Genomic DNA, 19,209 nt, shown 5'->3' with positions numbered 1-19,209 from the left:
AATACTGCACAAAGTAACCTGTATATTTATATGCAGCATGCTTTGTGCTTTTAAATTTTAAATTCATGAATACTATTCTCATCATCAGTGCAGTCGCTGTTATCCTGATCTTTTTTTTTCGCAAAAACCTGAAAGAAAAATTTATTCCGAACAAGGAAAAATATTACACCATCGATGATCAGTTTAACTCGGACAAGAAAGATCGCGAAAATGAGGTTGATAAAATCCTAAGTAAAATAGGGAAAAACGGCTTAAATGATCTCTCTAAAGAAGACCGAAAACGGCTCGACGAACTCTCAAAAAAATAATTACAATGGAATCTCTTATCGTACATCCGAAAAACCAAATGGAACTTAACGCCCTAAAAAGCGTGATGAAAGACATGGGCATTAAATTTGAAAAATTTCACACCCGAAATCACAATGCATCGGAAAAATTTGAACCAAAAACTCCAGCAAATAAAACTGTGAAACCTGCGCGTAACTTTAGAGATAAGCCGAAGAACGATTAATAATGAAGAAAATAGTATTAATAACTTTTGCCATTCTGTTCATCGATCAGATTTCTAAATTTTATATTAAAACAAACTTTAATTTAGGCGAAAGCATTCCCGTTTTTCCTGGATTTAAATTGACTTTCGTTGAAAATCCGGGTATGGCTTATGGATTTCATTTTGGTGGATTGCTCGGTAAATATTTCCTGGTGATTGTTCGCGTATTTCTAATTGGCGGAATGGTTTATCTATTCAGCAAATGGCTAAAAGAAGGAGCCAGCAATTATTTGCTCATTCCAATGTCTATGATCTTCGCCGGCGCGATTGGTAATTTGATCGATGGTATGTTTTACGGAATGCTGTTCGATAGCGGAACCGTTTACGAAGAAAGTATCGGCCGCTGGATTGAATACGGCGGAATTTCTAAAACCGTTCCTTTTGGTGAAGGCTATTCTTCTTTCATGAAAGGTTGCGTCGTTGATATGCTTCATTTTCCTTTAGTAGATTGGCATGTTCCGCCGACGATTCCTTTGATTGGTGGAAAACATATCGAATTCTTTAAATATATTTTTAATGTTGCTGATTCGGCGATTACTGTTGGTGCAGCGTTATTATTGATCTTTAGAAAAAAAGCTTTACCAAATGGCTTGGATTTTTAAAATGACAAAATGAAATTTTTAAGAAATATAATTCTATTATTCCTGATGCTTGCAGTATTGGGAATTTTCTTTACTTTCTGGGCAAATCGAACCATTGAATATGCAACCGATGATTATGTGACGTCAAATCCTGAAAAACTTCCAAGTGAAAAAGTTGGTTTGGTTTTAGGGACTTCCAAAACTTTAAAAAACGGAAATGAAAATCCGTATTTTTTCTATCGAATTGATGCTGCGGAAGAACTGTTCAAAGCACGAAAAATAGAGTATATCATTGTAAGTGGCGATAATTCAAACAAGTATTACAACGAGCCAGAAGACATGCAAAACGAATTAATTGCACGAGGAATTCCGAAGACCAAAATATTTTTAGACTTCGCGGGCCTTAGAACTTTGGATTCAGTGGTGCGGGCAAAAGAAATTTTCGGACAACAATCATTTATCATTATCTCTCAGCGATTTCACAATGAAAGAGCGGTTTATCTCGCTCAGAAAAAAGGAATCGAAGCGTATGGGTTTAATGCAGAAGACGTAAATAAAGCAGCTGGCTTCAAAACAAATTTACGCGAGTATTTCGCGCGCGTAAAAGTTTTCTATGATTTGCTATTTGGCGTTGATCCAAAATTCGGAGGTTCTAAAGTGGTCATTCCATAACTGATTTAAAATGAAAAGAACCGTCACTTTGAGGTGACGGTTCGCTTAAATAAGTTAAGAATGAAATTAATTTTATTTCTTGATCAATTTTAAACTTTCGGTTTTGTCGCCAGCTTTCACTTTAATGACATAAGCACCTTTTGCTAATTTAGAAACATTCAAACCGTCTTTCGAGACTGCAGTGGTAGCCAGGACTTTTTGTCCAACCATATTGTAAACTTCAACACTGCTAACTTTATCAGCATTTTTGAAATATAAGATATCCAGAACTGGATTTGGATAAACACTTATTTTATTGGCATTCTGCACATTGTCTGTCGCAAGACCAGCTGGAAGTTTAATTACAAAACCTCTCAAATCATCATCTGTTCTGCCGATTCCTGTGATATACTTTCCGTTCGGAGAAATACCCAATGGCAAAGCGAACGTAATTCCTAAATTATCGTAACCTAAACTGGCAACGTAATCGTTAAGATTTACTCTGCCTGTCTCTTTGGTGTAGATGAAACCTTCACCCATTACAGCTTGTCCGTTCCAAGGTCTAAAATAACCAACCACGGTTTTCCCATCGTCAGTAATTGAAGCTGCGCCTCCACTGAAATTAGGATCTGGATGGGTAATTTCCGTATAGCCCTCCACTTCATTCCAGATAAAAGGATTATCAAGGGTAAAGCCAATGATTGTTTTGCCATCTCCGGTTACACCAATGGCTTCGCCTGTCGGATTTCCATCGCCATCTTTTAAAGCAAACTGTTCTCCGTTTTTCCAATAAATTCCTTCGCGGTCTCCATAGTCAGTATCTTGCCAACCAACGACGATTGTTCCATCGTCATTAATGGAGTTTGCACGAGAACTTCTTTCTGGTACAGTACTTCCTAAATCGACCAAGCCTGTATCTTGCGTCCATTTAATACCGTGACCTTCAGCTGCATTAATAAATCCTAAACCTACTATAGCAGTTCCGTCACTCGACATTCCCCAAGAAGAACTCAAGGTTAATTCTGATATTGCCCCAAGTCCACCCAGGAAAGTCCAGACGCCTGTTTCGGTATCGAATCTTGCCATTTCATCAAAATTGGTATCCGGATTGGTCATGGTTCCAGAAATATATCTGCCATCTGTAGAGACATTGGTAAAACCAGAAATAAAATCGCCACTGGTTAATTCACCAATATTGACATCACCGCCAGCTTCCGTCCATTTCACATGGTACGCATTCATTACGTTTCCTACGGCCACGCCGTTATTAGAAACATCTGTCATTTGGGCGAAACTGCCGGAATCGAAAACTTGCGCTTGAGAAAGGTTCAGCCCTACAAAAAAGAGTGCTGCTGAGTAAAAAATTTTCATAATAACTTTATATTTTTAAATTCAATCAAATCTAAATTAAAAAGAGACTTACTTCGTTCATTTGTCTTGCAGATTTCACGAAATTCGAAAATATTTAAAACATAAGCAACTTAAAATCAGCGCTCTAAAATTTCCGTACTTGGCTTAAATTTTAATTAAAGGAAGCTTTTTTCAAATAGAATATTAAAAACAAATAAAAGAATCTTCTCCGAAATTGATACAATTAACCCTAATTAATCTTAGATTTAAAACTACAAATTGAGTATTTTTGTGGCATGCGTAATTTCATACAAACAGTTGTAATGATTTTTTTGGGCTTGAGTTATCTTTCAGCTCAAAGTCGCTCGGATTTCGAGATGCGTATTGAAAATAGTTTTCTTAAACTGTATGAAAATCCGGAAGTCGCCATTCACGCCGCCAAGGAAATCAGGAATGATCGAAATGATTTGGTCATTAAAGATATTTTATCGCAGGCTTTTCTACTAAAAGGCGATTATTTGGAGTCGGTACGAATCGGTTTTGAAAAATCCAGTATAAAAAGCACCAATTCAGAATTATTGGTTCGCTTGATTATTGCGCGAGAATTCTACTACTTAAATCTTTACGAGCAAACCGCACAAATAACAGAACCCTTTTTGTCATTAGAAAAAAACAACTTTAAGCCTAACAAGATAGCGGCTCAGTTTTTTCAACTGGAAAGCCAAAATCAGGTGGCGCTTAAAAACTTGGATGGCGCAAAAAAGAGCCTGTCGAGAAGCTCAAAATTGGCAGCTCAAAATCAAAATTCTTTAATCATTATTTCTAAGGAAAATGAATTTATCAGGGCACGCATTTCCTTAGAAAAAGGAAATCTAGCGGAAGCCCGAAAGATTGCTGACCAGCTCCTGCAAGATTTACAATCAATTCCGCGAGCTAAATATTTATTAGCATTGACACAGCAGTTTCGCGGACAAATATTTTTTGAAGAACAAAAATATGATCAGGCGATTGAGTGTTTACAAAACTCCCTTCAAGCGATTGAAAAAACCACCTACATTCCTTTGAAAGGACAGATCTACGAGGATTTAGCCAAGAACTATTTGGTCATCAATAAAAATGAGGAGTTTGAATTATACAAAGGCAAGTTTACCGAAACCGCCAAGTTATTAGAAGAAAATAAAAAGACAGCACGACGCGAACTTATTCAACTAAGCACCGATTTAAGTGAGGAAAATAATAAATTAATTCTGCAGAAAAAGCAAGAGCAGCTATTTTATATTCTGGGCATTTCGCTTTTGGTTGTGTCAGTACTCTTCTACATTTTGAGTCGTGAAGTTCATAAGAGTAAATCTTTGCTAAAGCGAATTCGATTGTTCAGAACCCTTAATTTTAAACAAAACCAACTGCAAATAGAAGAAGTAAAGACAAAAGAAATATTTAAAAAGCCACTTTTTATTCCGAAAGAAACGGAAGAGGAAATTTTGAAAGGTTTAGAAGAATTTGAGGAATCGAAAAAATATCTCGACAATAATATGTCCCTGGCAACCTTAGCTGTGACACTGGACACGAATACAAAATATCTGTCGGAGATTATTAATAAGTACAAACACAAAAACTTTAGCACCTACATCAACGAATTGCGAATCAAATACGTGATTCACTTATTATTAACAGATCGAAGCTATTTGCAATACAAGATCAGTTACATCGCAGAAATCGGTGGTTTTACTTCTCATAGCGCGTTCACCAATATTTTTAAATCCGTCACTGGCATGTCTCCGAATGAGTATATGCAGACTTTAAGACAACAAACATGATGTTTCGATTTAAATTTTACCACCTGCTTTTTTTGCTCCTAACCCTCAGCTTGAATGGGCAAACTTCCACCGATTCTAGTAAAAGTAGGGCAAAATCAATCATCTACGACCAGCCAGATGAAACCATAAAAATCGCGCTGAAACTTCTTACGCAAGAAAAAAAAGTGGACGAAGTCGCTCATCTATACATGTTAATTTCCAACGCTTACATTGTAAAAAGAAATACTGACAGCTCTCTTTTTTATATTTTGAAGGCGACCGACATCATCAATACGGATGCCTTGCCCACAACAAAGATCAAAATTTTATTTTCCGTGGCCGTACAATATCAGCAAATGGAATTGTACGACAAAGCGCTCGCTAGTTTAGATCAGTCGCAAGAGATGACCGAAAAATTACCTGCGAATGACAAAGACCGGCTTTTCAATAGTGGCTTTATCAATGCCGTTCGCGGCATGATTTATCGAAATCAATCGAATCCAGATTTGGCGCTGGAAAAATTTAAACTAGCGGCAAAAAACTTCCATGAACTTCCTTTAGATAAAAAGACTTCTGCCAATTTAAGTATCATTCATTATAATATCGGAAATTGTTTTATTGACTTGTCGCAATATCGACAAGCGACTTTTTATTTTAAAGAAGCTGAAAAATATGCTAAAATTTACAGAGCTAGTAGTTTAGAAGCCTACGCTTTGAAAGGTTTGGGTGAAAGTTTTTTTCTAACGCATCAGTACGATCAGTCGCTGAAAGTTCTTTACCAGGCGGAAGTGCTGGCCGAACCGAGTGGCGATTTGGTTTTAAATGAAGGAATTTACAAGCTTCTGGCCAATAATAATTTAGCGATTAATGATTTTCAGAAATTTCAAAATTACAACACCAAGTATTTAGAAGTTCAGAAAACTTTAGAACAAAATGAATTAAAATCCTTGAACAGATACTTGAATACACAGAATGTAGAGCAACAAAAAATTAATGTTGAAGTGGCGAAAAGGTTTAGAATCTACAATGTAATCGCGGTTGTTTGCGCTTTAGGTTTAATAGTATTTTTAATGATACACGTCATTAAACAAATAAAAAAGAACCGGCGCCAAAGGAATTTAATCGAAACGCTCACGAAATCAAAAGAGCTGCCTTCCAGCTAAAAGAATTGGTTTGTTAAAAGCATTTTAGTTTCGTATTTTTGCTCTTAAAATTACTACAAAACGCATGTCTAGAATACTTACAGGAATACAAGCCACGGGAACACCTCATCTCGGAAATTTGCTCGGAGCGATTATTCCCGCCATCGAATTATCTAAAAAACCCGAAAACGAATCTTTTTTGTTTATTGCAAATTTACATGCTTTAACACAAATTAAAGATGCCGCAGAATTTAAACAAAACTCCTATGAAATCGCCGCGGCCTGGCTAGCTTGTGGTTTAGACACCGACAAAACTTTTTTTTACAGGCAAAGTGATATTCCCGAAGTGTGTGAACTGTCATGGTATCTGTCCTGCTTTTTTCCATATCAAAGGTTAACTTTGGCGCATTCCTTTAAAGATAAAGCCGATCGTTTAGACGATGTTAATGCTGGGTTATTTACGTATCCGGTTTTGATGGCTGCTGATATTTTATTATACGATGCGGAAGTTGTTCCAGTCGGAAAAGATCAGTTGCAACATTTAGAGATGGCGCGCGACATGGGTGCGAGATTCAATCATCAAATGGGCGAAGTTTTCGTTTTGCCACAAGCAGAATTACAGGAAGATACTAAATATGTTCCGGGCACGGACGGCCATAAAATGTCGAAATCAAGAGGAAACATTATCAATATTTTCTTGCCTGAAAAAGAATTGAAAAAACAAGTAATGGGCATTGAAACGGATTCTAAATCGCTGGAAGAGCCGAAAGATCCTGCAACTGACAAAATCTTTGGCTTGTACGAGTTGATCGCAACACCAGAACAAACAGAAACTCTAAGACAAAAATATCTGGCTGGAAATTTTGGATATGGTCATGCAAAAACCGAATTGCTGAATTTAATTCTAACGAGATTTGAAAAAGAAAGAGAACTCTATAATTATTATATGAACAACTTACCGGAATTGGAAGAAAAATTACAGGCTGGCGCGGCAAAAACCAAAGTCATTGCCCTGGAAACTTTAGCACGTGTAAGAGCAAGTTTGGGAGTTTAAAAACCTTTAAAATAAACAAAACCCTTTTCATAATGAGAAGGGTTTTGTTTTATAAAAGCTCTTTTAGTTCAGCCAGTTTTTTGATCACCTGTACGTCTTCTGCTTCGAACTTATCGTCAAAGACATCAAAGTAAATAACCTTTAAGCCAAAAGATTTCCCGCCTTCTACATCGGCAATCCAATCGTCACCAATCATGATCGATTCTTCGGGTAAAGCGTTGGCTTTTTTTAAGGCGTAGTCGTAAATCTCTGGTTTTGGTTTTCGAACATTAATTTCATCAGCGCTGGTAATGGTTTGAAAATAATTTTTAATTCCAGACAATTCACATTTTTTGTGGGTGACTTCTTCGAAACCATTAGAAAGAATGTGAAGCGTATAGCCTTTATCATGCAGATATTCTAAGACTTCAAAGGCGCCTTCAACCAAATCATTGTAGTTAAGGATTTCATCAAGAAAATTGCTTTCAAAAGCTTGAGCCAAATCGAAATCATCAATTCCAAAAAAGAGGAAAGAATCATAAAAACGGTGTTTTCTTAAGTATTCTTTATCGATTTCGCCATCACGGATTTGTTCCCATAATCTTTCATTTATGGTAAAATATTCCCGGTGAAAATCGTCAAAGTCGATATTGTATTTGTCGCGAACTTCCTGTCTTTTAAAAATCTCCTTTAAAGTTAAGAAGGCGTTGCCACGGTGATCCCAGAGCGTATTGTCGAGGTCAAAAAAAATGTGCTGAATTTTCATACAGCACAAATTTAAGTAAATAAAGATTAGTTCTTCGAAACAATGTGGATTTTTGAATTCAATTTTAGGAGTTGAATGCTCTGAGAATAGCTGAGCAGAAAATCGATGGTTTGTTTCTTTGGTTTCAATACTCTTTCGTTTAAAGTGTAATTATTTTTCATACGCGAAAAGTTTTACTAAAAACGCAAGATTGCACAAATTATTATCTCGTTAAAACAATTTGATGTTCGCCCATAATTTTTCTTAAATTAATGAGCGCATACCGCACGCGGCCTAAGGTTGTGTTGATGCTAGAATCGGTTTGTTCTGCAATTTCTTTGAAAGATAACCCATCAAAAAAGCGAAGTTTGATGACCTCCTGTTGATTTTCTGGCAAATACTCCAGCATCTTCATCAAATCTTCCTTGATTTGTCTGCTGACTAATTGCTCCTCAATGTTTTCTTCTTGCACGGCGATGAGATCAAAGATGGAAAACTCTTCGTTATCATAAGAAGTTTCTGAGACTTTATTATGTTTTGCCTTCAGACGGAAATGATCAATGACTAAGTTATGTGCGATTCTTTTTGCCCACAAAACAAATTTGCCTTCTTCTTTATACCGCCCTTCTTTCAGCGTAATAATTATTTTCATGAACGTATCCTGGAAAATATCATTTGCCAAGGTTTCGTCCATTAATTTATAAAAAATAAAAGTAAAAATTTCTTTCTGGTGTCTTTCAATCAGAATGGCGAGCGCTTTTTCGTTGCCATTTTTGAAATTAGAAATCAGCCAACTATCTGTGTTTGTATGCATAACTCTATTCTATGATTAATTCAAGAACTTACGCCTTCACTCAATTAGGACACGTAAATTTCAAAATATTAAAAAAAGTAGAATTATATAATCTATAAAATTGGCTTTATTATGATTGGGCTAAAGTAGTCAAAAAGTTAATACTCTGTTAACTATTTAACAAAAAAAATGTAAATTAATCATTTTAATAAGTCGTGAAGCATGACTAATGGTAGGTTTATGGTAAAATTAAAATTAACGCCTTTTAATTCTTTACCATTAATTCCCTCCTTATCAATTGAGAAGGCATAACCTCCAGTTAGATCGATGAGACCAAATAAAGTAACTCCGGCTTTGGGCGCAATATATTTAGTGGTTGCTTCTGCACCCGCTAAAAAATAGATGGAGTGATATAAATCTACATTTCTTTCAAAATTAAATAAAATATCTCCCTGAACTTTCGGCATGATAGCGAATTTCCCATTAGCACTTCCCATTAATCCAGCGACGTCTAATCGATAAATGACATCATCATTTTGTAAAAAAAGCAATCTTCCGCCAACCTCAGCGAAACTTTGTTTTTGGTACACGTACCCAACATGAACTAATTTATGCACGGTTAACTGTGCTTTTGATACTCCGAAAAATATTAAAAGTAACAACGCTGAAAAAACAAACTTCTTCTTCATTAATATGAATTTATATGGGGTTAAAGATAAAAAAACTGCTTTAACATTTCTGAAAAAGCAGCTTTTATTATTTCTTACAAATTAAATTCTTTCTTAATCTCCTCTACTTTGTCGAGTTTCTCCCAAGTAAAGAATTCTAAATCTTTAATGGTGAACTCTACTCCATTCGCGCCTCGAAAGGTTTTATCAGCAACGTAATTTTCTCTGCCCATGTGGCCGTAAGAAGCAGTTTCCTGATAAATAGGATTTCTTAATTTCAAGTTTTGCTCAATGGCGTAAGGTCTTAAATCAAAAATCTTCTGGATTCGTTCTGCAACTTCTCCGTCTGGTAAATCTAATTTTGAAGTTCCGTACGTATTAATATACAAACCGCAAGGTTCGGCAACGCCAATCGCGTAAGACACCTGAACCAAAATTTCATCTGCAACTCCTGCTGCAACTAAGTTTTTCGCCATATGACGAACGGCATAAGCAGCACTTCTATCTACTTTTGAAGGGTCTTTTCCAGAGAAGGCGCCACCACCGTGACCGCCTTTTCCACCGTAGGTATCGACGATGATTTTTCTTCCTGTCAAACCTGTGTCTCCGTGTGGACCACCGATTACAAATTTACCAGTTGGGTTAATATGGAATTTAATCTGATTGTTGAAAAGATCTTGAATCTCTTTTTTCTGTTTTGCTTTTACTTTTGGAACAAGAATCTCAATCATGTCTTTTCTGATCTTCGCCAACATTGCTTCTTCGCTACCGAAATCGTCATGTTGGGTAGAAACTACAATCGAGTCAATTCTTACGGGTTTATGATCATCAGAATATTCAATAGTCACTTGCGATTTTGCATCTGGACGAAGATATTTAATGGCGTCGTTTTCTCTTCTTAAAATTGCTAGTTCTTTAAGAATTGTGTGCGCTAAATCCAGTGCCAGCGGCATATAGTTTTCGGTTTCGTTGGTTGCATATCCAAACATCATTCCTTGATCTCCGGCACCTTGCTTATTGGCTTTGGTTTCGAAATCATCATCTTCATGAGCGCGATCTACTCCTTGATTAATATCGGGAGACTGTTCGTGAATTGCCGAAATAACGCCACACGAATCACCTGCGAACATATATTCTCCTTTGGTATAACCAATTTTATTAATCACACGTCGGGCAATATCCTGTACATCGAGGTAAGCTTTAGATTTCACTTCTCCGGCCAAAACCACTTGACCTGTTGTCACCAATGTTTCACAAGCCACCTTTGAAGTCGGGTCATGCGCCAGGAAATTATCGATTAAAGCATCAGATATTTGATCAGCCACTTTATCTGGGTGCCCTTCGGAAACCGACTCAGAGGTAAATAAATAAGACATATTTCTATTGTTTTTTAATTAAAAAATAGAAGTAAAATTGGTGATTGCAAAAGAAACTAAAAGAGAAAAATCGGTTTTAGCATTTTTTATTGAGGTTGCAATCAGTTCAAATTTTTCCTCCCGTAAATTAGTAGTGCAAATTTAGCACTATTTATCAAAGTGCAAAATTTTTTTTCGATGTTAAAAATTATTGCGGTTTTACGCCGATATAATCTTCCGGATTTTTATTGAAATTTAGATTCGTTTTCAAAGAATCATAAATAAATTTAATTAATTCATCTAAGATTTTCTGCTTGTAAGTAGGTTTGTAGTAGATCACTGAAATCTCCCGATACGGAAATGGTTTTCGGAATCTCTTCACTTTTTCTTTCTGTTTGTCAGACAATTGTTCTACGGCAAGTTCTGGTAGAATACTAATTCCACCGAGTTTATCTACAAGTTGTATTAAGGTGTGAATACTTGACCCGACAAACTCCAAATTTTTAGGTTTGACCGAATTTTCTTTGAGTTCGCAGATATTCTCAAATTGAGTTCTTAAGCAGTTGCCTTCCTCAAGGAGCCACACTTTCTGTACATCGATATCTTCGGGAACTACGAAACTGTCTTTTTTTCCACCGTCACTGTCGTCTGCTGCATAAAGCATCAATTCTTCGTTAAACAGAAAGTCATGATAAAATTCATTCGCGGCGGTGTAAGGTGTCGAAATTATTCCGGCATCCAGCTCACCAGTCTTTAAACTTTTGATGATACTGTCGGTCGTCATTTCTTTTACGTTGAGTTCTATCTTAGGATGATTTTTAAGAAAATCAAAAATCTCGGTGGGGAGAATGAACCCAGAAATCGTCGGCAGTATTCCTAAATTAAGTTTTCCTGCCAGCACATTATTAAGTGAGTTCGCTTTGCCCTTTAACTCATTAATCGCATCCATGACTTTTTTTGCCTCAACGATTAATTGAATTCCGACATCAGTCGTACGGATTGGATGCGTGGTTCGGTCAAAAATCTTCACGTCCATTTCGTCTTCAAATTTTTGAATCATGGCGCTTAGGGTTGGCTGCGTAATAAAACAAGCCTGAGCCGCATTACCAAAGTGTTTATATTTATCTACGGCGATAAGATATTCTAGTTGCTGAATATTCATTTGATTAATTTAGTCTAGGTCAAATATACTTAGATTTTGCCATATTGTGATTATTTTTAAATAAATTTGAGGTTTATTAAAATCATCAATATGAGCGATCACAAACTAACCAATGCTGCCGGAAACCCTTATTACGAGCACGAAGATTCTCAAACCGCAGGATCACGAGGACCCGTTTTAGTACAGGATTTCATCTTACAGGAAAACTTAGCTCATTTCGTCCGTGAAAGAATTCCCGAAAGAGTGGTTCATGCAAAAGGAACTGGCGCTTACGGAACCTTTACCGTAACCCATGATATTTCAAAATATACGAAAGCCAAATTGTTTTCAAATGTAGGAAACACCTGCAAAATATTTACAAGATTCTCGACCGTTGGTGGTGAGAAAGGAAGTGCAGATACCGAACGAGATCCTCGCGGTTTTGCCGTGAAGTTTTATACTGAAGATGGAAACTGGGATTTAGTTGGGAATAATACTCCGGTCTTTTTTATTAAAGACGCTAAAAAGTTTCCCGATTTTATTCATACCCAAAAAAGATTACCAAAAACCAATTTAAAAAGTTCTACAATGATGTGGGATTTCTGGAGTTTTAATCCTGAATCGCTGCATCAAGTTTTAATATTGATGTCTGATCGTGGAACGCCTCATGGTTACAGACACATGCATGGGTTTGGATCACATACTTTTTCAATGATCAATAGTACTAATGAAAGAGTTTGGGTAAAGTTTCATTTTAAAACCAACCAAGGAATTGAAAACTTCAACGAAAATGAAGCTGTGAAAATGAAAGGAGAAAATCCTGATTTTGCGCAAGAAGATTTAATTAACGCGATTGAAGCAGGCGAATTTCCGAAATGGACGCTCTACATTCAGATGATGACTGAAGAGCAAGCAAAAGAATTTCGGTGGAACCCGTTTGATGTTACTAAAGTTTGGCTTCACGACGAGTTTCCTTTAATTGAAGTTGGCCAAATGGAACTGAATGAAATTCCTGTCAATTATTTCGCGCACGTGGAACAAGCTACTTTTTCACCCAGCAATTTAATCAATGGAATTAGTTTTTCACCAGATAAAATGTTGCAAGGCAGACTGTTTTCTTATTCAGATGCCCACCGCTACAGAGTCGGTGCCAACGCACATTTGTTGGAAGTGAACCGATGTTTGTATAATGTAAACAATTACCAAAGGGACGGTGCAATGGCAGATTCAAGCCAGTATAAAGACGCTCCGAATTATTACCCCAATAGTTTTGACCAGATTTCACCTTTGGCGGAATACAAAAATTTTGAAGAAACTTTAGATAGTAATCACGTTGCGAATTTTAATCGAAATGAAAATGACGATGATCACTACACACAACCTGGACTGCTTTACACCAATGCGATGAACGATGAAGCAAGACAAAATTTAGTCGATAACATTGTAAATTCGATGAAAGGAATTGCTGGTCCAAAAAAAGACGAAATCATCAATCGACAGTTGTGTCATTTCTTCCGGGCCAATATTAATTTAGGGATGAAAATTGCTATGGGACTTCAAGTTAATATTGATGGCAATATGATGAGCCACTCTACTTCTTAATGAAAAAAATTAATTAAATACTATCTATTTCGTATAGGATTTTAAAATCCAACGCCAATCCTGCAAAAAAAATGATTAATTTGCATGTCATCTAAAAATTAAATACATCCTGAAAATGACTTACGAAAATATAATTTTAGAAACAGATCAAAAGACGGCTGTGGTAACCATCAATCGGCCTCAAAGCTTGAATGCGCTTAATGCGAAAACTATTTTGGAATTGAGTCACGTTTTAGATGAAATCTCAGCTGATTTAAAATACAGAGTCGTTATTATTACCGGCAGCGGTGAAAAATCATTTGTTGCTGGCGCCGACATCAAAGAATTTTCTGATTTCGGAACTACGGCAGCGGAAGATTTGGCCAGAAACGGACAAAACATTCTATTTAATAAAATTGAAAATCTGAATAAACCTGTCATTGCTGCAGTAAACGGATTTGCGTTGGGTGGCGGTTTAGAATTAGCCATGGCATGCCACATTAGATACGCTTCAGAAAACGCAAGATTAGGCTTACCCGAAGTAACTTTAGGTTTAATCCCAGGTTACGGCGGCACGCAAAGATTACCAAAATTGGTAGGGAAAGGATTAGCGAACGAAATGATTTTTTCCGCAAAGATGATTCCTGCCCAACGCGCTAAAGAAATTGGATTGGTGAATGATGTTTTCAGTTTAGAAGACCTTCTACCGAAAACAAAGGAACTGGCCAATACGATTGCTCAAAACTCACCCATGGGAATTTCAAAAGCGATTACAGCGGTGAATCAATCTGAGACCGATCAAGGTTTTGAAACAGAAATAAAAGCATTCGGCGAACTTTTTGAAATGGAGGATAAAAAAGAAGGGGTCGCCGCTTTTTTAGAAAAAAGGAAACCTTCCTTTTAAAAGACCAATTCCAAAAAAAACAAAATTCTTTTGAAAGTAACTAAATTTGATATTGCCTACCTAAAAATGGCAAATGTTTGGGCCCAACTCTCTTATTGCAAACGCAAACAAGTCGGAGCCCTCATTGTGAAAGACCGGATGATTATTTCAGATGGTTATAACGGAACTCCGTCTGGTTTTGAAAATTCCTGCGAGAATGAAGCTGGTGACACTCACTGGTATGTTTTGCATGCAGAGGCAAATGCTATTTTGAAATTGGCGACTTCCACTCAGTCGGCAAAAGACGCTACTCTTTATCTCACTTTATCTCCTTGCAAAGAATGCAGCAAACTTATTTTGCAGGCCGGAATAAAAAAACTGGTCTATGTAGACGATTATAAGGACAATGATGGAATAGAATTTCTAAAAAATCATGGAATTGAGATTTTACAAGTTATAAATGACGACCTTAGATGAAAATATATATCGATAATGGCAACTTGGGATGAAAAAATTAAAGATTTTGAGCAGTTCTTAAAATTTGAACGAAATTTTTCAGAAAATACAGTAGATGCTTACTTGCGAGACATCAAGAAACTCAAGGACTATGCGGAGCTCGATCTCGAAAAAACCGGTCCTTTAATTATTACTTACGAACACATTCAGGAATATCTTTTTCAACTTTCTAAGAAAAAATTTAGTGAAAGAACGCAGGCTAGATGGGTTTCTTCCATCAAATCTTTCTTTAAATATTTGGTGGAAGATGAAGCTCGGGAAGACAATCCCGCTACTTTACTCGAAGGTCCAAAACTGGGACTTTACCTTCCTGATACTTTAAGTTTTGAAGATGTGGTGAGAATTATTAACGTGATTAATACCTCCACCGATTTAGGCAAACGAAATGAATGCATGATCGAAGTTCTCTACGGCTGTGGATTACGGGTTTCGGAACTTATTGATTTAAAAATTTCTAATATTAATTTTAAAGAATCTTATTTAAAAGTAGAGGGCAAGGGCGATAAATCCCGCTTTGTTCCTTTAGCTAAATTTACGTCAGATCTCGTTAAAGAATATATCCAGAACGTTCGGTCAAAAAACAAAATCAACAAGAGACATGAAGATATTGTGTTCTTGAATAGCCGTGGCACGGCGATGTCGCGCGTCATTGTTTTTATCATCATTAAAGAATTAACTCAAAAAGCTGGTATCAGCAAGCGGATTTCGCCGCACACTTTTCGACATTCATTTGCAACCCATCTGTTACAGAATGGAGCAGATTTACGGTACATTCAGGAAATGTTGGGACATTCCAGCATTACGACGACCGAAATTTATACGCATTTAAAAAATGAGGAATTACGAGATGTAATCCTTAATTATCATCCGAGAAATAAATCAGAATGAGTGATTTAAAATTTTGTCCCAAATGTGGAAAACCATCTTTGCAATGGGACGGTGAAAAGAAATGGAGTTGCTCCAACTGCGATTATGTTTTGTACCATAATGTTGCCGGAGCGGTTGCAGTTGTCATTAAACATGAAGATGAAATTCTTTTTACCCGAAGAAATCAAGAACCTAAAAAAGGAAAACTAGATTTGGCAGGTGGATTTGTAGATCCAAAAGAATCAGCTGAAGAAACATGTGTTCGCGAACTTTTCGAAGAGCTGCAAATTAAAGTGGATCTTTCTCAATTAAAGTACCTGGCAAGTTTACCCAATACGTACGAATATAAAAACATTCTTTACAACACTATTGATTTGTTTTTTGAATATGAAGTAGCGGAAAAGCTGGAACTGCAGTTAGAGTTGTCTGAAATTTCAGAAACCATTTGGCTTAAAAAAAATGAGGTGAATATTGAAGACATTGCTTTCGACTCACAAAAAATATTTTTTAAGAATTATATCAACTCTTAAGTAATCACTCGCGCATCTTCGCGGTTTCGATGTTTTTAGCTTAAATTTGCAATTCGTAAATTTCAATCATGCAAGACCAAATCGTTTTCGAAGATAATCATCTTTTAATCATCAATAAAAAAGCAGGACAACTTGTTCAAGGCGATAAAACTGGTGATTTATCTTTGCTGGACTTAATTAAAAATTTCATTAAAGTAAGAGATAACAAACCTGGAAATGTGTTCTTAGGTTTGGTTCATCGCATTGACCGACCGACTTCTGGTTTGGTTATTTATGCAAAAACTTCGAAGGGACTTACTCGTTTAACACAAATGGTTAAAAATCGGGAAATCAAAAAAACCTATTGGGCGGTTGTTCCTAAAACTGAAATCCCAAAGACTCAGCGACTTACTCATTACCTTCAGAAAAACGAAAAGAATAATAAATCTACCGTTTTCCCGAAAGCTACAGAAGGCGCCAAGGAAGCGATTCTTAATTACGAAATCATTAAAGCTTTAGATAATTTTCAGTTATTGGAAGTTGACTTAGAAACGGGTCGTCATCATCAGATTCGGGCACAATTGTCGAAAATTGGAGTTCCGATTAAAGGTGATTTAAAATACGGGTCAGCACGCTCAAATCCTGATGGTGGAATTCATCTTCATGCGAGACAGCTAGAATTTATTCATCCCGTGTCTAATGAAAATATAAAAATAACCGCACCAGTTCCTCAGAATGATGCGGTTTGGAAAGCTTGTGAAGACTAGCTCGACTTATGGTTGAGTTGGCGGTACAACGCCACCATTATTGTCATTCTGATTGGTTTGCTTCAAAATATTAGCATCTTCTTTGGCTAATTTATTCTTGGTCGGAATTTTATAATTGACTGAAAAACCAAAGTTTCGGGTATCTGTTTTGTTGTAAAGGAAAACACTGTTTTCTGTAACTGGTCTGGAACGAAGTTGGGTAACTTGCGTATTTAATAAGTCATTTCCATAGACTGAAACCGTTAATTTTTCATTTAAGAATTTCTTGGTAAAAGTAAGATCAAATCTTTCATTGAAAGGCTTCTCCGATTCGAAGTAATAAAACCCAGCTCTTTTGGAAAGAACGTTGTAATTAGCGGTCATTTTGATTTGAGACGGCAACATTACCTGCGCCATCAAATTTAAGATAAACATTCCTTTCGGATCGATTTCTTTGATTTCATGCTTTACATAACCAGCATAAACATAGAGAAAATTAATCTTATCTGGATTAAAGTTCACTTTCATAATTTCACTCAAAGGCGTATTTAAAATCATAAACGGAATCGGCAAGCCCACATTAAAATTGTGAATTCTCATATTGGGAATGTTCACCTGCTCATTTTTAATGACATCACCATCTCTCGAAAGCAGCTGTGCAACTTGGTTGTCAATGGACGAAACATTATAGCCGATAAAAGCATAATCAAACGCCGAAAGTTTAATTTCGAAATTATCGTAAATCGTTGGCTGCAAATAAGGATTTCCGATGTTTGTGGAGTTGGGTCCTTCAAATGTATTGTTGTTCGGATTTAAAGCAGAAATACTCGGCAACGTAATTTTCTTATTGTAATTTAAAGCCAGGTAAACCTGATTCATCAGATTATATTGTATACTGGCATTCGGAAATAATTTAAATTTATTGAAGGGAAGCAATTCCTGTTCCTGTAAAATTCCATTTTTATCCTGCAATCTTGTCGTGCCCGAAATGTCATAATTCTCCGCTCTTGTTCCTAAAGTAAAATCGAATTTTTTCAGTTTAGCTTGAAACTCCAAATAGGTGGAAGCCGTATTTCGTTGATAATCAAGATTGGTCAATCCTTTACTTTCGGTATCGAAAATCTGATTTTCATATAAACCTCCGAAACTTACTTTTCCTTCATCTAAAATTTTAACCGGTTGGGAAAAATCTACTTTGAAATTGGAAACTTGCATCGTTGAATTGTTGTCCAATAATCTTCCTAGACTTTGCGACCCATTTAGGGTAGAAATATTGTAGATATTGTCTTGATAAAATTCATTATCAGAACGGGTATAACCAGCCTGGAAATCTAATTTTTTCAACTTATCTTCAAATCTCTTTTGATAAGTTACGACCGCCTCTTGACGAAGTGAATTTGTTTTTGCAGCGTCCAGTGCGGTAAATTCATTTAAGATGATACCACTTGTAGCGCCATTGCTCAACGTAACATTATCGTTGTCGTTGTTATAAACATCGTAGTTGAATAATAATTTATCATTGCCTAAATCAACCGTAACGCCAGCTTTTGCAAACGCGCCACGAGCAATTCGATCCGTATTTGATAAAACCAAATTATCCTGATTGCTGTTCATTTCACTTTCGCGATAGCTTTGTCCCACTCTCAATTGCCAGCCAAAATATTTATTTCTGGCATTTAAGCTTAAGGAATTATTGGTTCTACTTCGGAATTTATCGTAATTCGTAAAAGCATAATTGCCTGAATATGTTGCTGTCAAATATTTATTCGCATTTTTGTTAGTGATGATATTCATAATTGCACCACCAGAAGATGCTGGGAATTCTGCGCCAGGTTGCGTAATGACTTCAATTTTCTCGATAGAGTTTGCGGGCATTCCATCCAAAAAAGAAGTTAAATCATTGGTAGAAATATTGAGAGGTCGGCCGTTCAAATAAACATCAAGCATTTTACCTTGATACATCATTCCCGCCACGTCGGTTGAGATTAAACCAGGAAGTTTTTTAATTCCTTCCAGCGCAGAGCCCGTGTTCAGATATTCTTGCTCCGAAAAATCAAATATGGTTCGATCGGCCTTTTGTTCGATGGCCTTTTTAGTTTTGGTAATAACAACCCCTTCAATATCTTTTTCTTTGGGTTCGGAATTGGTTTTTTCCTGGGAAAAGTAGCATTGCGAAAATAATAAGGCAATAACTGCGACGGTAATTTTTCTGTTCATATCTTATTTACTTTACAATAAGACAACGGAAAGAGGGAATTGTTACAAAGAGTTTGTATTTAACTTTGCAACCGAATTTTTCCTA

General features: G+C 36.3%; 21 protein-coding genes. 13 read left to right on the top strand and 8 right to left on the bottom strand.

All coding sequences use genetic code 11. From position 1 onward, the window contains the following. Nucleotides 1-65 precede the first annotated feature (65 nt). From BMX49_RS02895 to BMX49_RS02880, 4 genes are read left to right on the top strand one after another with little or no spacing between them, the layout of a single operon-like run. Entirely contained in the window at nucleotides 66-308 is a 243-nt protein-coding gene (locus BMX49_RS02895; RefSeq protein WP_034718505.1) for a DUF6576 domain-containing protein, read from the top strand. 5 nt (nucleotides 309-313) lie between these two features. Beyond that, a complete protein-coding gene (locus BMX49_RS02890; protein WP_034718503.1) occupies nucleotides 314-511 on the top strand; it encodes a DUF2683 family protein in 198 nt (65 codons plus the stop codon). Between the two features lie 2 nt (nucleotides 512-513). Continuing rightward, on the top strand, nucleotides 514-1,152 hold the full coding sequence (locus BMX49_RS02885) for a lipoprotein signal peptidase (RefSeq protein WP_034718502.1): 639 nt from the start codon (nucleotides 514-516) through the stop codon (nucleotides 1,150-1,152). Between the two features lie 9 nt (nucleotides 1,153-1,161). Beyond that, nucleotides 1,162-1,803, top strand: coding sequence for a SanA/YdcF family protein (locus BMX49_RS02880; protein ID WP_034718501.1), 642 nt, complete (start codon nucleotides 1,162-1,164; stop codon nucleotides 1,801-1,803). A gap of 72 nt (nucleotides 1,804-1,875) precedes the next feature. On the opposite strand, the gene BMX49_RS02875 is transcribed toward BMX49_RS02880, so the two are convergent. After that, entirely contained in the window at nucleotides 1,876-3,153 is a 1,278-nt protein-coding gene (locus BMX49_RS02875; protein WP_034718500.1) for a T9SS type A sorting domain-containing protein, read from the bottom strand. A 275-nt stretch (nucleotides 3,154-3,428) separates the two neighbouring features. On the opposite strand from BMX49_RS02875, the gene BMX49_RS02870 reads away from it, so the two are divergent. From BMX49_RS02870 to trpS, 3 genes are all read left to right on the top strand, one after another. Beyond that, entirely contained in the window at nucleotides 3,429-4,949 is a 1,521-nt protein-coding gene (locus BMX49_RS02870) for a helix-turn-helix domain-containing protein (protein WP_081864348.1), read from the top strand. A 32-nt stretch (nucleotides 4,950-4,981) separates the two neighbouring features. Then, on the top strand, nucleotides 4,982-6,091 hold the full coding sequence (locus tag BMX49_RS02865; RefSeq protein ID WP_126337182.1) for a tetratricopeptide repeat protein: 1,110 nt from the start codon (nucleotides 4,982-4,984) through the stop codon (nucleotides 6,089-6,091). Between the two features lie 64 nt (nucleotides 6,092-6,155). Next, nucleotides 6,156-7,124 (top strand): tryptophan--tRNA ligase, encoded by a 969-nt coding sequence (gene trpS, locus BMX49_RS02860; RefSeq protein WP_034718497.1) that lies wholly within the window; start codon nucleotides 6,156-6,158, stop codon nucleotides 7,122-7,124. Nucleotides 7,125-7,173: 49 nt separating this feature from the next. Here the strand turns inward: trpS and BMX49_RS02855 are convergent, their stop codons facing one another. The 6 genes from BMX49_RS02855 to BMX49_RS02835 all read right to left on the bottom strand — a co-directional run bounded on the left by BMX49_RS02855 (nucleotide 7,174) and on the right by BMX49_RS02835 (nucleotide 11,826). Further along, a complete protein-coding gene (locus BMX49_RS02855) occupies nucleotides 7,174-7,869 on the bottom strand; it encodes a YjjG family noncanonical pyrimidine nucleotidase (RefSeq protein WP_034718495.1) in 696 nt (231 codons plus the stop codon). 26 nt (nucleotides 7,870-7,895) lie between these two features. Continuing rightward, nucleotides 7,896-8,030, bottom strand: coding sequence for a hypothetical protein (locus BMX49_RS14840; protein WP_260242669.1), 135 nt, complete (start codon nucleotides 8,028-8,030; stop codon nucleotides 7,896-7,898). 41 nt (nucleotides 8,031-8,071) lie between these two features. Continuing rightward, on the bottom strand, nucleotides 8,072-8,662 hold the full coding sequence (locus BMX49_RS02850; protein WP_034718493.1) for an RNA polymerase sigma factor: 591 nt from the start codon (nucleotides 8,660-8,662) through the stop codon (nucleotides 8,072-8,074). Between the two features lie 179 nt (nucleotides 8,663-8,841). Continuing rightward, nucleotides 8,842-9,330, bottom strand: a complete 489-nt coding sequence (locus BMX49_RS02845) for a hypothetical protein (RefSeq protein WP_034718492.1) — start codon at nucleotides 9,328-9,330, stop codon at nucleotides 8,842-8,844. Nucleotides 9,331-9,404: 74 nt separating this feature from the next. Further along, nucleotides 9,405-10,685: a methionine adenosyltransferase gene (gene metK / locus BMX49_RS02840; protein WP_034718491.1), complete on the bottom strand. Its 1,281-nt coding sequence runs from the start codon at nucleotides 10,683-10,685 to the stop codon at nucleotides 9,405-9,407. A gap of 187 nt (nucleotides 10,686-10,872) precedes the next feature. Continuing rightward, nucleotides 10,873-11,826, bottom strand: a complete 954-nt coding sequence (locus BMX49_RS02835) for a hydrogen peroxide-inducible genes activator (RefSeq protein ID WP_034718490.1) — start codon at nucleotides 11,824-11,826, stop codon at nucleotides 10,873-10,875. A 90-nt stretch (nucleotides 11,827-11,916) separates the two neighbouring features. On the opposite strand from BMX49_RS02835, the gene BMX49_RS02830 reads away from it, so the two are divergent. The 6 genes from BMX49_RS02830 to BMX49_RS02805 all read left to right on the top strand — a co-directional run bounded on the left by BMX49_RS02830 (nucleotide 11,917) and on the right by BMX49_RS02805 (nucleotide 16,928). Further along, nucleotides 11,917-13,407 carry a catalase gene (locus tag BMX49_RS02830; protein WP_034718489.1) on the top strand — a complete coding sequence of 497 codons (1,491 nt, stop codon included), beginning with the start codon at nucleotides 11,917-11,919 and terminating at the stop codon, nucleotides 13,405-13,407. Between the two features lie 115 nt (nucleotides 13,408-13,522). Then, nucleotides 13,523-14,290, top strand: coding sequence for an enoyl-CoA hydratase-related protein (locus tag BMX49_RS02825; protein ID WP_034718487.1), 768 nt, complete (start codon nucleotides 13,523-13,525; stop codon nucleotides 14,288-14,290). Nucleotides 14,291-14,320: 30 nt separating this feature from the next. Then, entirely contained in the window at nucleotides 14,321-14,746 is a 426-nt protein-coding gene (locus BMX49_RS02820) for a deoxycytidylate deaminase (RefSeq protein WP_034718485.1), read from the top strand. 15 nt (nucleotides 14,747-14,761) lie between these two features. Next, nucleotides 14,762-15,673: a site-specific tyrosine recombinase XerD gene (gene xerD, locus BMX49_RS02815; RefSeq protein ID WP_034718484.1), complete on the top strand. Its 912-nt coding sequence runs from the start codon at nucleotides 14,762-14,764 to the stop codon at nucleotides 15,671-15,673. Next, complete coding sequence (locus BMX49_RS02810) at nucleotides 15,670-16,182, top strand: NUDIX domain-containing protein (protein WP_034718482.1); 513 nt, start codon at nucleotides 15,670-15,672, stop codon at nucleotides 16,180-16,182. The genes xerD and BMX49_RS02810 overlap by 4 nt, the downstream gene beginning before the upstream one ends. Nucleotides 16,183-16,247: 65 nt before the next feature. Then, the gene (locus tag BMX49_RS02805) at nucleotides 16,248-16,928 is read left to right on the top strand and encodes an RluA family pseudouridine synthase (RefSeq protein ID WP_034718480.1); all 681 of its coding nucleotides are present in this window, start codon (nucleotides 16,248-16,250) and stop codon (nucleotides 16,926-16,928) included. 6 nt (nucleotides 16,929-16,934) lie between these two features. Here the strand turns inward: BMX49_RS02805 and BMX49_RS02800 are convergent, their stop codons facing one another. Continuing rightward, nucleotides 16,935-19,124 (bottom strand): outer membrane beta-barrel protein, encoded by a 2,190-nt coding sequence (locus tag BMX49_RS02800; RefSeq protein WP_034718478.1) that lies wholly within the window; start codon nucleotides 19,122-19,124, stop codon nucleotides 16,935-16,937. Between the last annotated feature and the right edge of the window lie 85 nt (nucleotides 19,125-19,209).

The sequence above is a fragment of the Kaistella antarctica genome (assembly GCF_900109615.1).
GTDB lineage: Bacteria > Bacteroidota > Bacteroidia > Flavobacteriales > Weeksellaceae > Kaistella > Kaistella antarctica.
The sequence above is the reverse complement of the archived record's forward strand: the minus strand, read 5'-3'. Positions and strand labels throughout refer to the sequence as shown.

Coding starts and splice junctions, on each gene's coding strand:
- BMX49_RS02845 (WP_034718492.1), bottom strand. CDS start 9,330: ATGAAGAAGAAGTTTGTTTTTTCAGCGTTGTTACTTTTAATATTTTTC.
- BMX49_RS02830 (WP_034718489.1), top strand. CDS start 11,917: ATGAGCGATCACAAACTAACCAATGCTGCCGGAAACCCTTATTACGAG.
- xerD (WP_034718484.1), top strand. CDS start 14,762: ATGGCAACTTGGGATGAAAAAATTAAAGATTTTGAGCAGTTCTTAAAA.
- BMX49_RS02895 (WP_034718505.1), top strand. CDS start 66: ATGAATACTATTCTCATCATCAGTGCAGTCGCTGTTATCCTGATCTTT.
- BMX49_RS02875 (WP_034718500.1), bottom strand. CDS start 3,153: ATGAAAATTTTTTACTCAGCAGCACTCTTTTTTGTAGGGCTGAACCTT.
- BMX49_RS02855 (WP_034718495.1), bottom strand. CDS start 7,869: ATGAAAATTCAGCACATTTTTTTTGACCTCGACAATACGCTCTGGGAT.
- BMX49_RS02870 (WP_081864348.1), top strand. CDS start 3,429: ATGCGTAATTTCATACAAACAGTTGTAATGATTTTTTTGGGCTTGAGT.
- BMX49_RS14840 (WP_260242669.1), bottom strand. CDS start 8,030: ATGAAAAATAATTACACTTTAAACGAAAGAGTATTGAAACCAAAGAAA.
- BMX49_RS02800 (WP_034718478.1), bottom strand. CDS start 19,124: ATGAACAGAAAAATTACCGTCGCAGTTATTGCCTTATTATTTTCGCAA.
- trpS (WP_034718497.1), top strand. CDS start 6,156: ATGTCTAGAATACTTACAGGAATACAAGCCACGGGAACACCTCATCTC.
- BMX49_RS02835 (WP_034718490.1), bottom strand. CDS start 11,826: ATGAATATTCAGCAACTAGAATATCTTATCGCCGTAGATAAATATAAA.
- BMX49_RS02890 (WP_034718503.1), top strand. CDS start 314: ATGGAATCTCTTATCGTACATCCGAAAAACCAAATGGAACTTAACGCC.
- BMX49_RS02885 (WP_034718502.1), top strand. CDS start 514: ATGAAGAAAATAGTATTAATAACTTTTGCCATTCTGTTCATCGATCAG.
- BMX49_RS02810 (WP_034718482.1), top strand. CDS start 15,670: ATGAGTGATTTAAAATTTTGTCCCAAATGTGGAAAACCATCTTTGCAA.
- metK (WP_034718491.1), bottom strand. CDS start 10,685: ATGTCTTATTTATTTACCTCTGAGTCGGTTTCCGAAGGGCACCCAGAT.
- BMX49_RS02825 (WP_034718487.1), top strand. CDS start 13,523: ATGACTTACGAAAATATAATTTTAGAAACAGATCAAAAGACGGCTGTG.
- BMX49_RS02880 (WP_034718501.1), top strand. CDS start 1,162: ATGAAATTTTTAAGAAATATAATTCTATTATTCCTGATGCTTGCAGTA.
- BMX49_RS02850 (WP_034718493.1), bottom strand. CDS start 8,662: ATGCATACAAACACAGATAGTTGGCTGATTTCTAATTTCAAAAATGGC.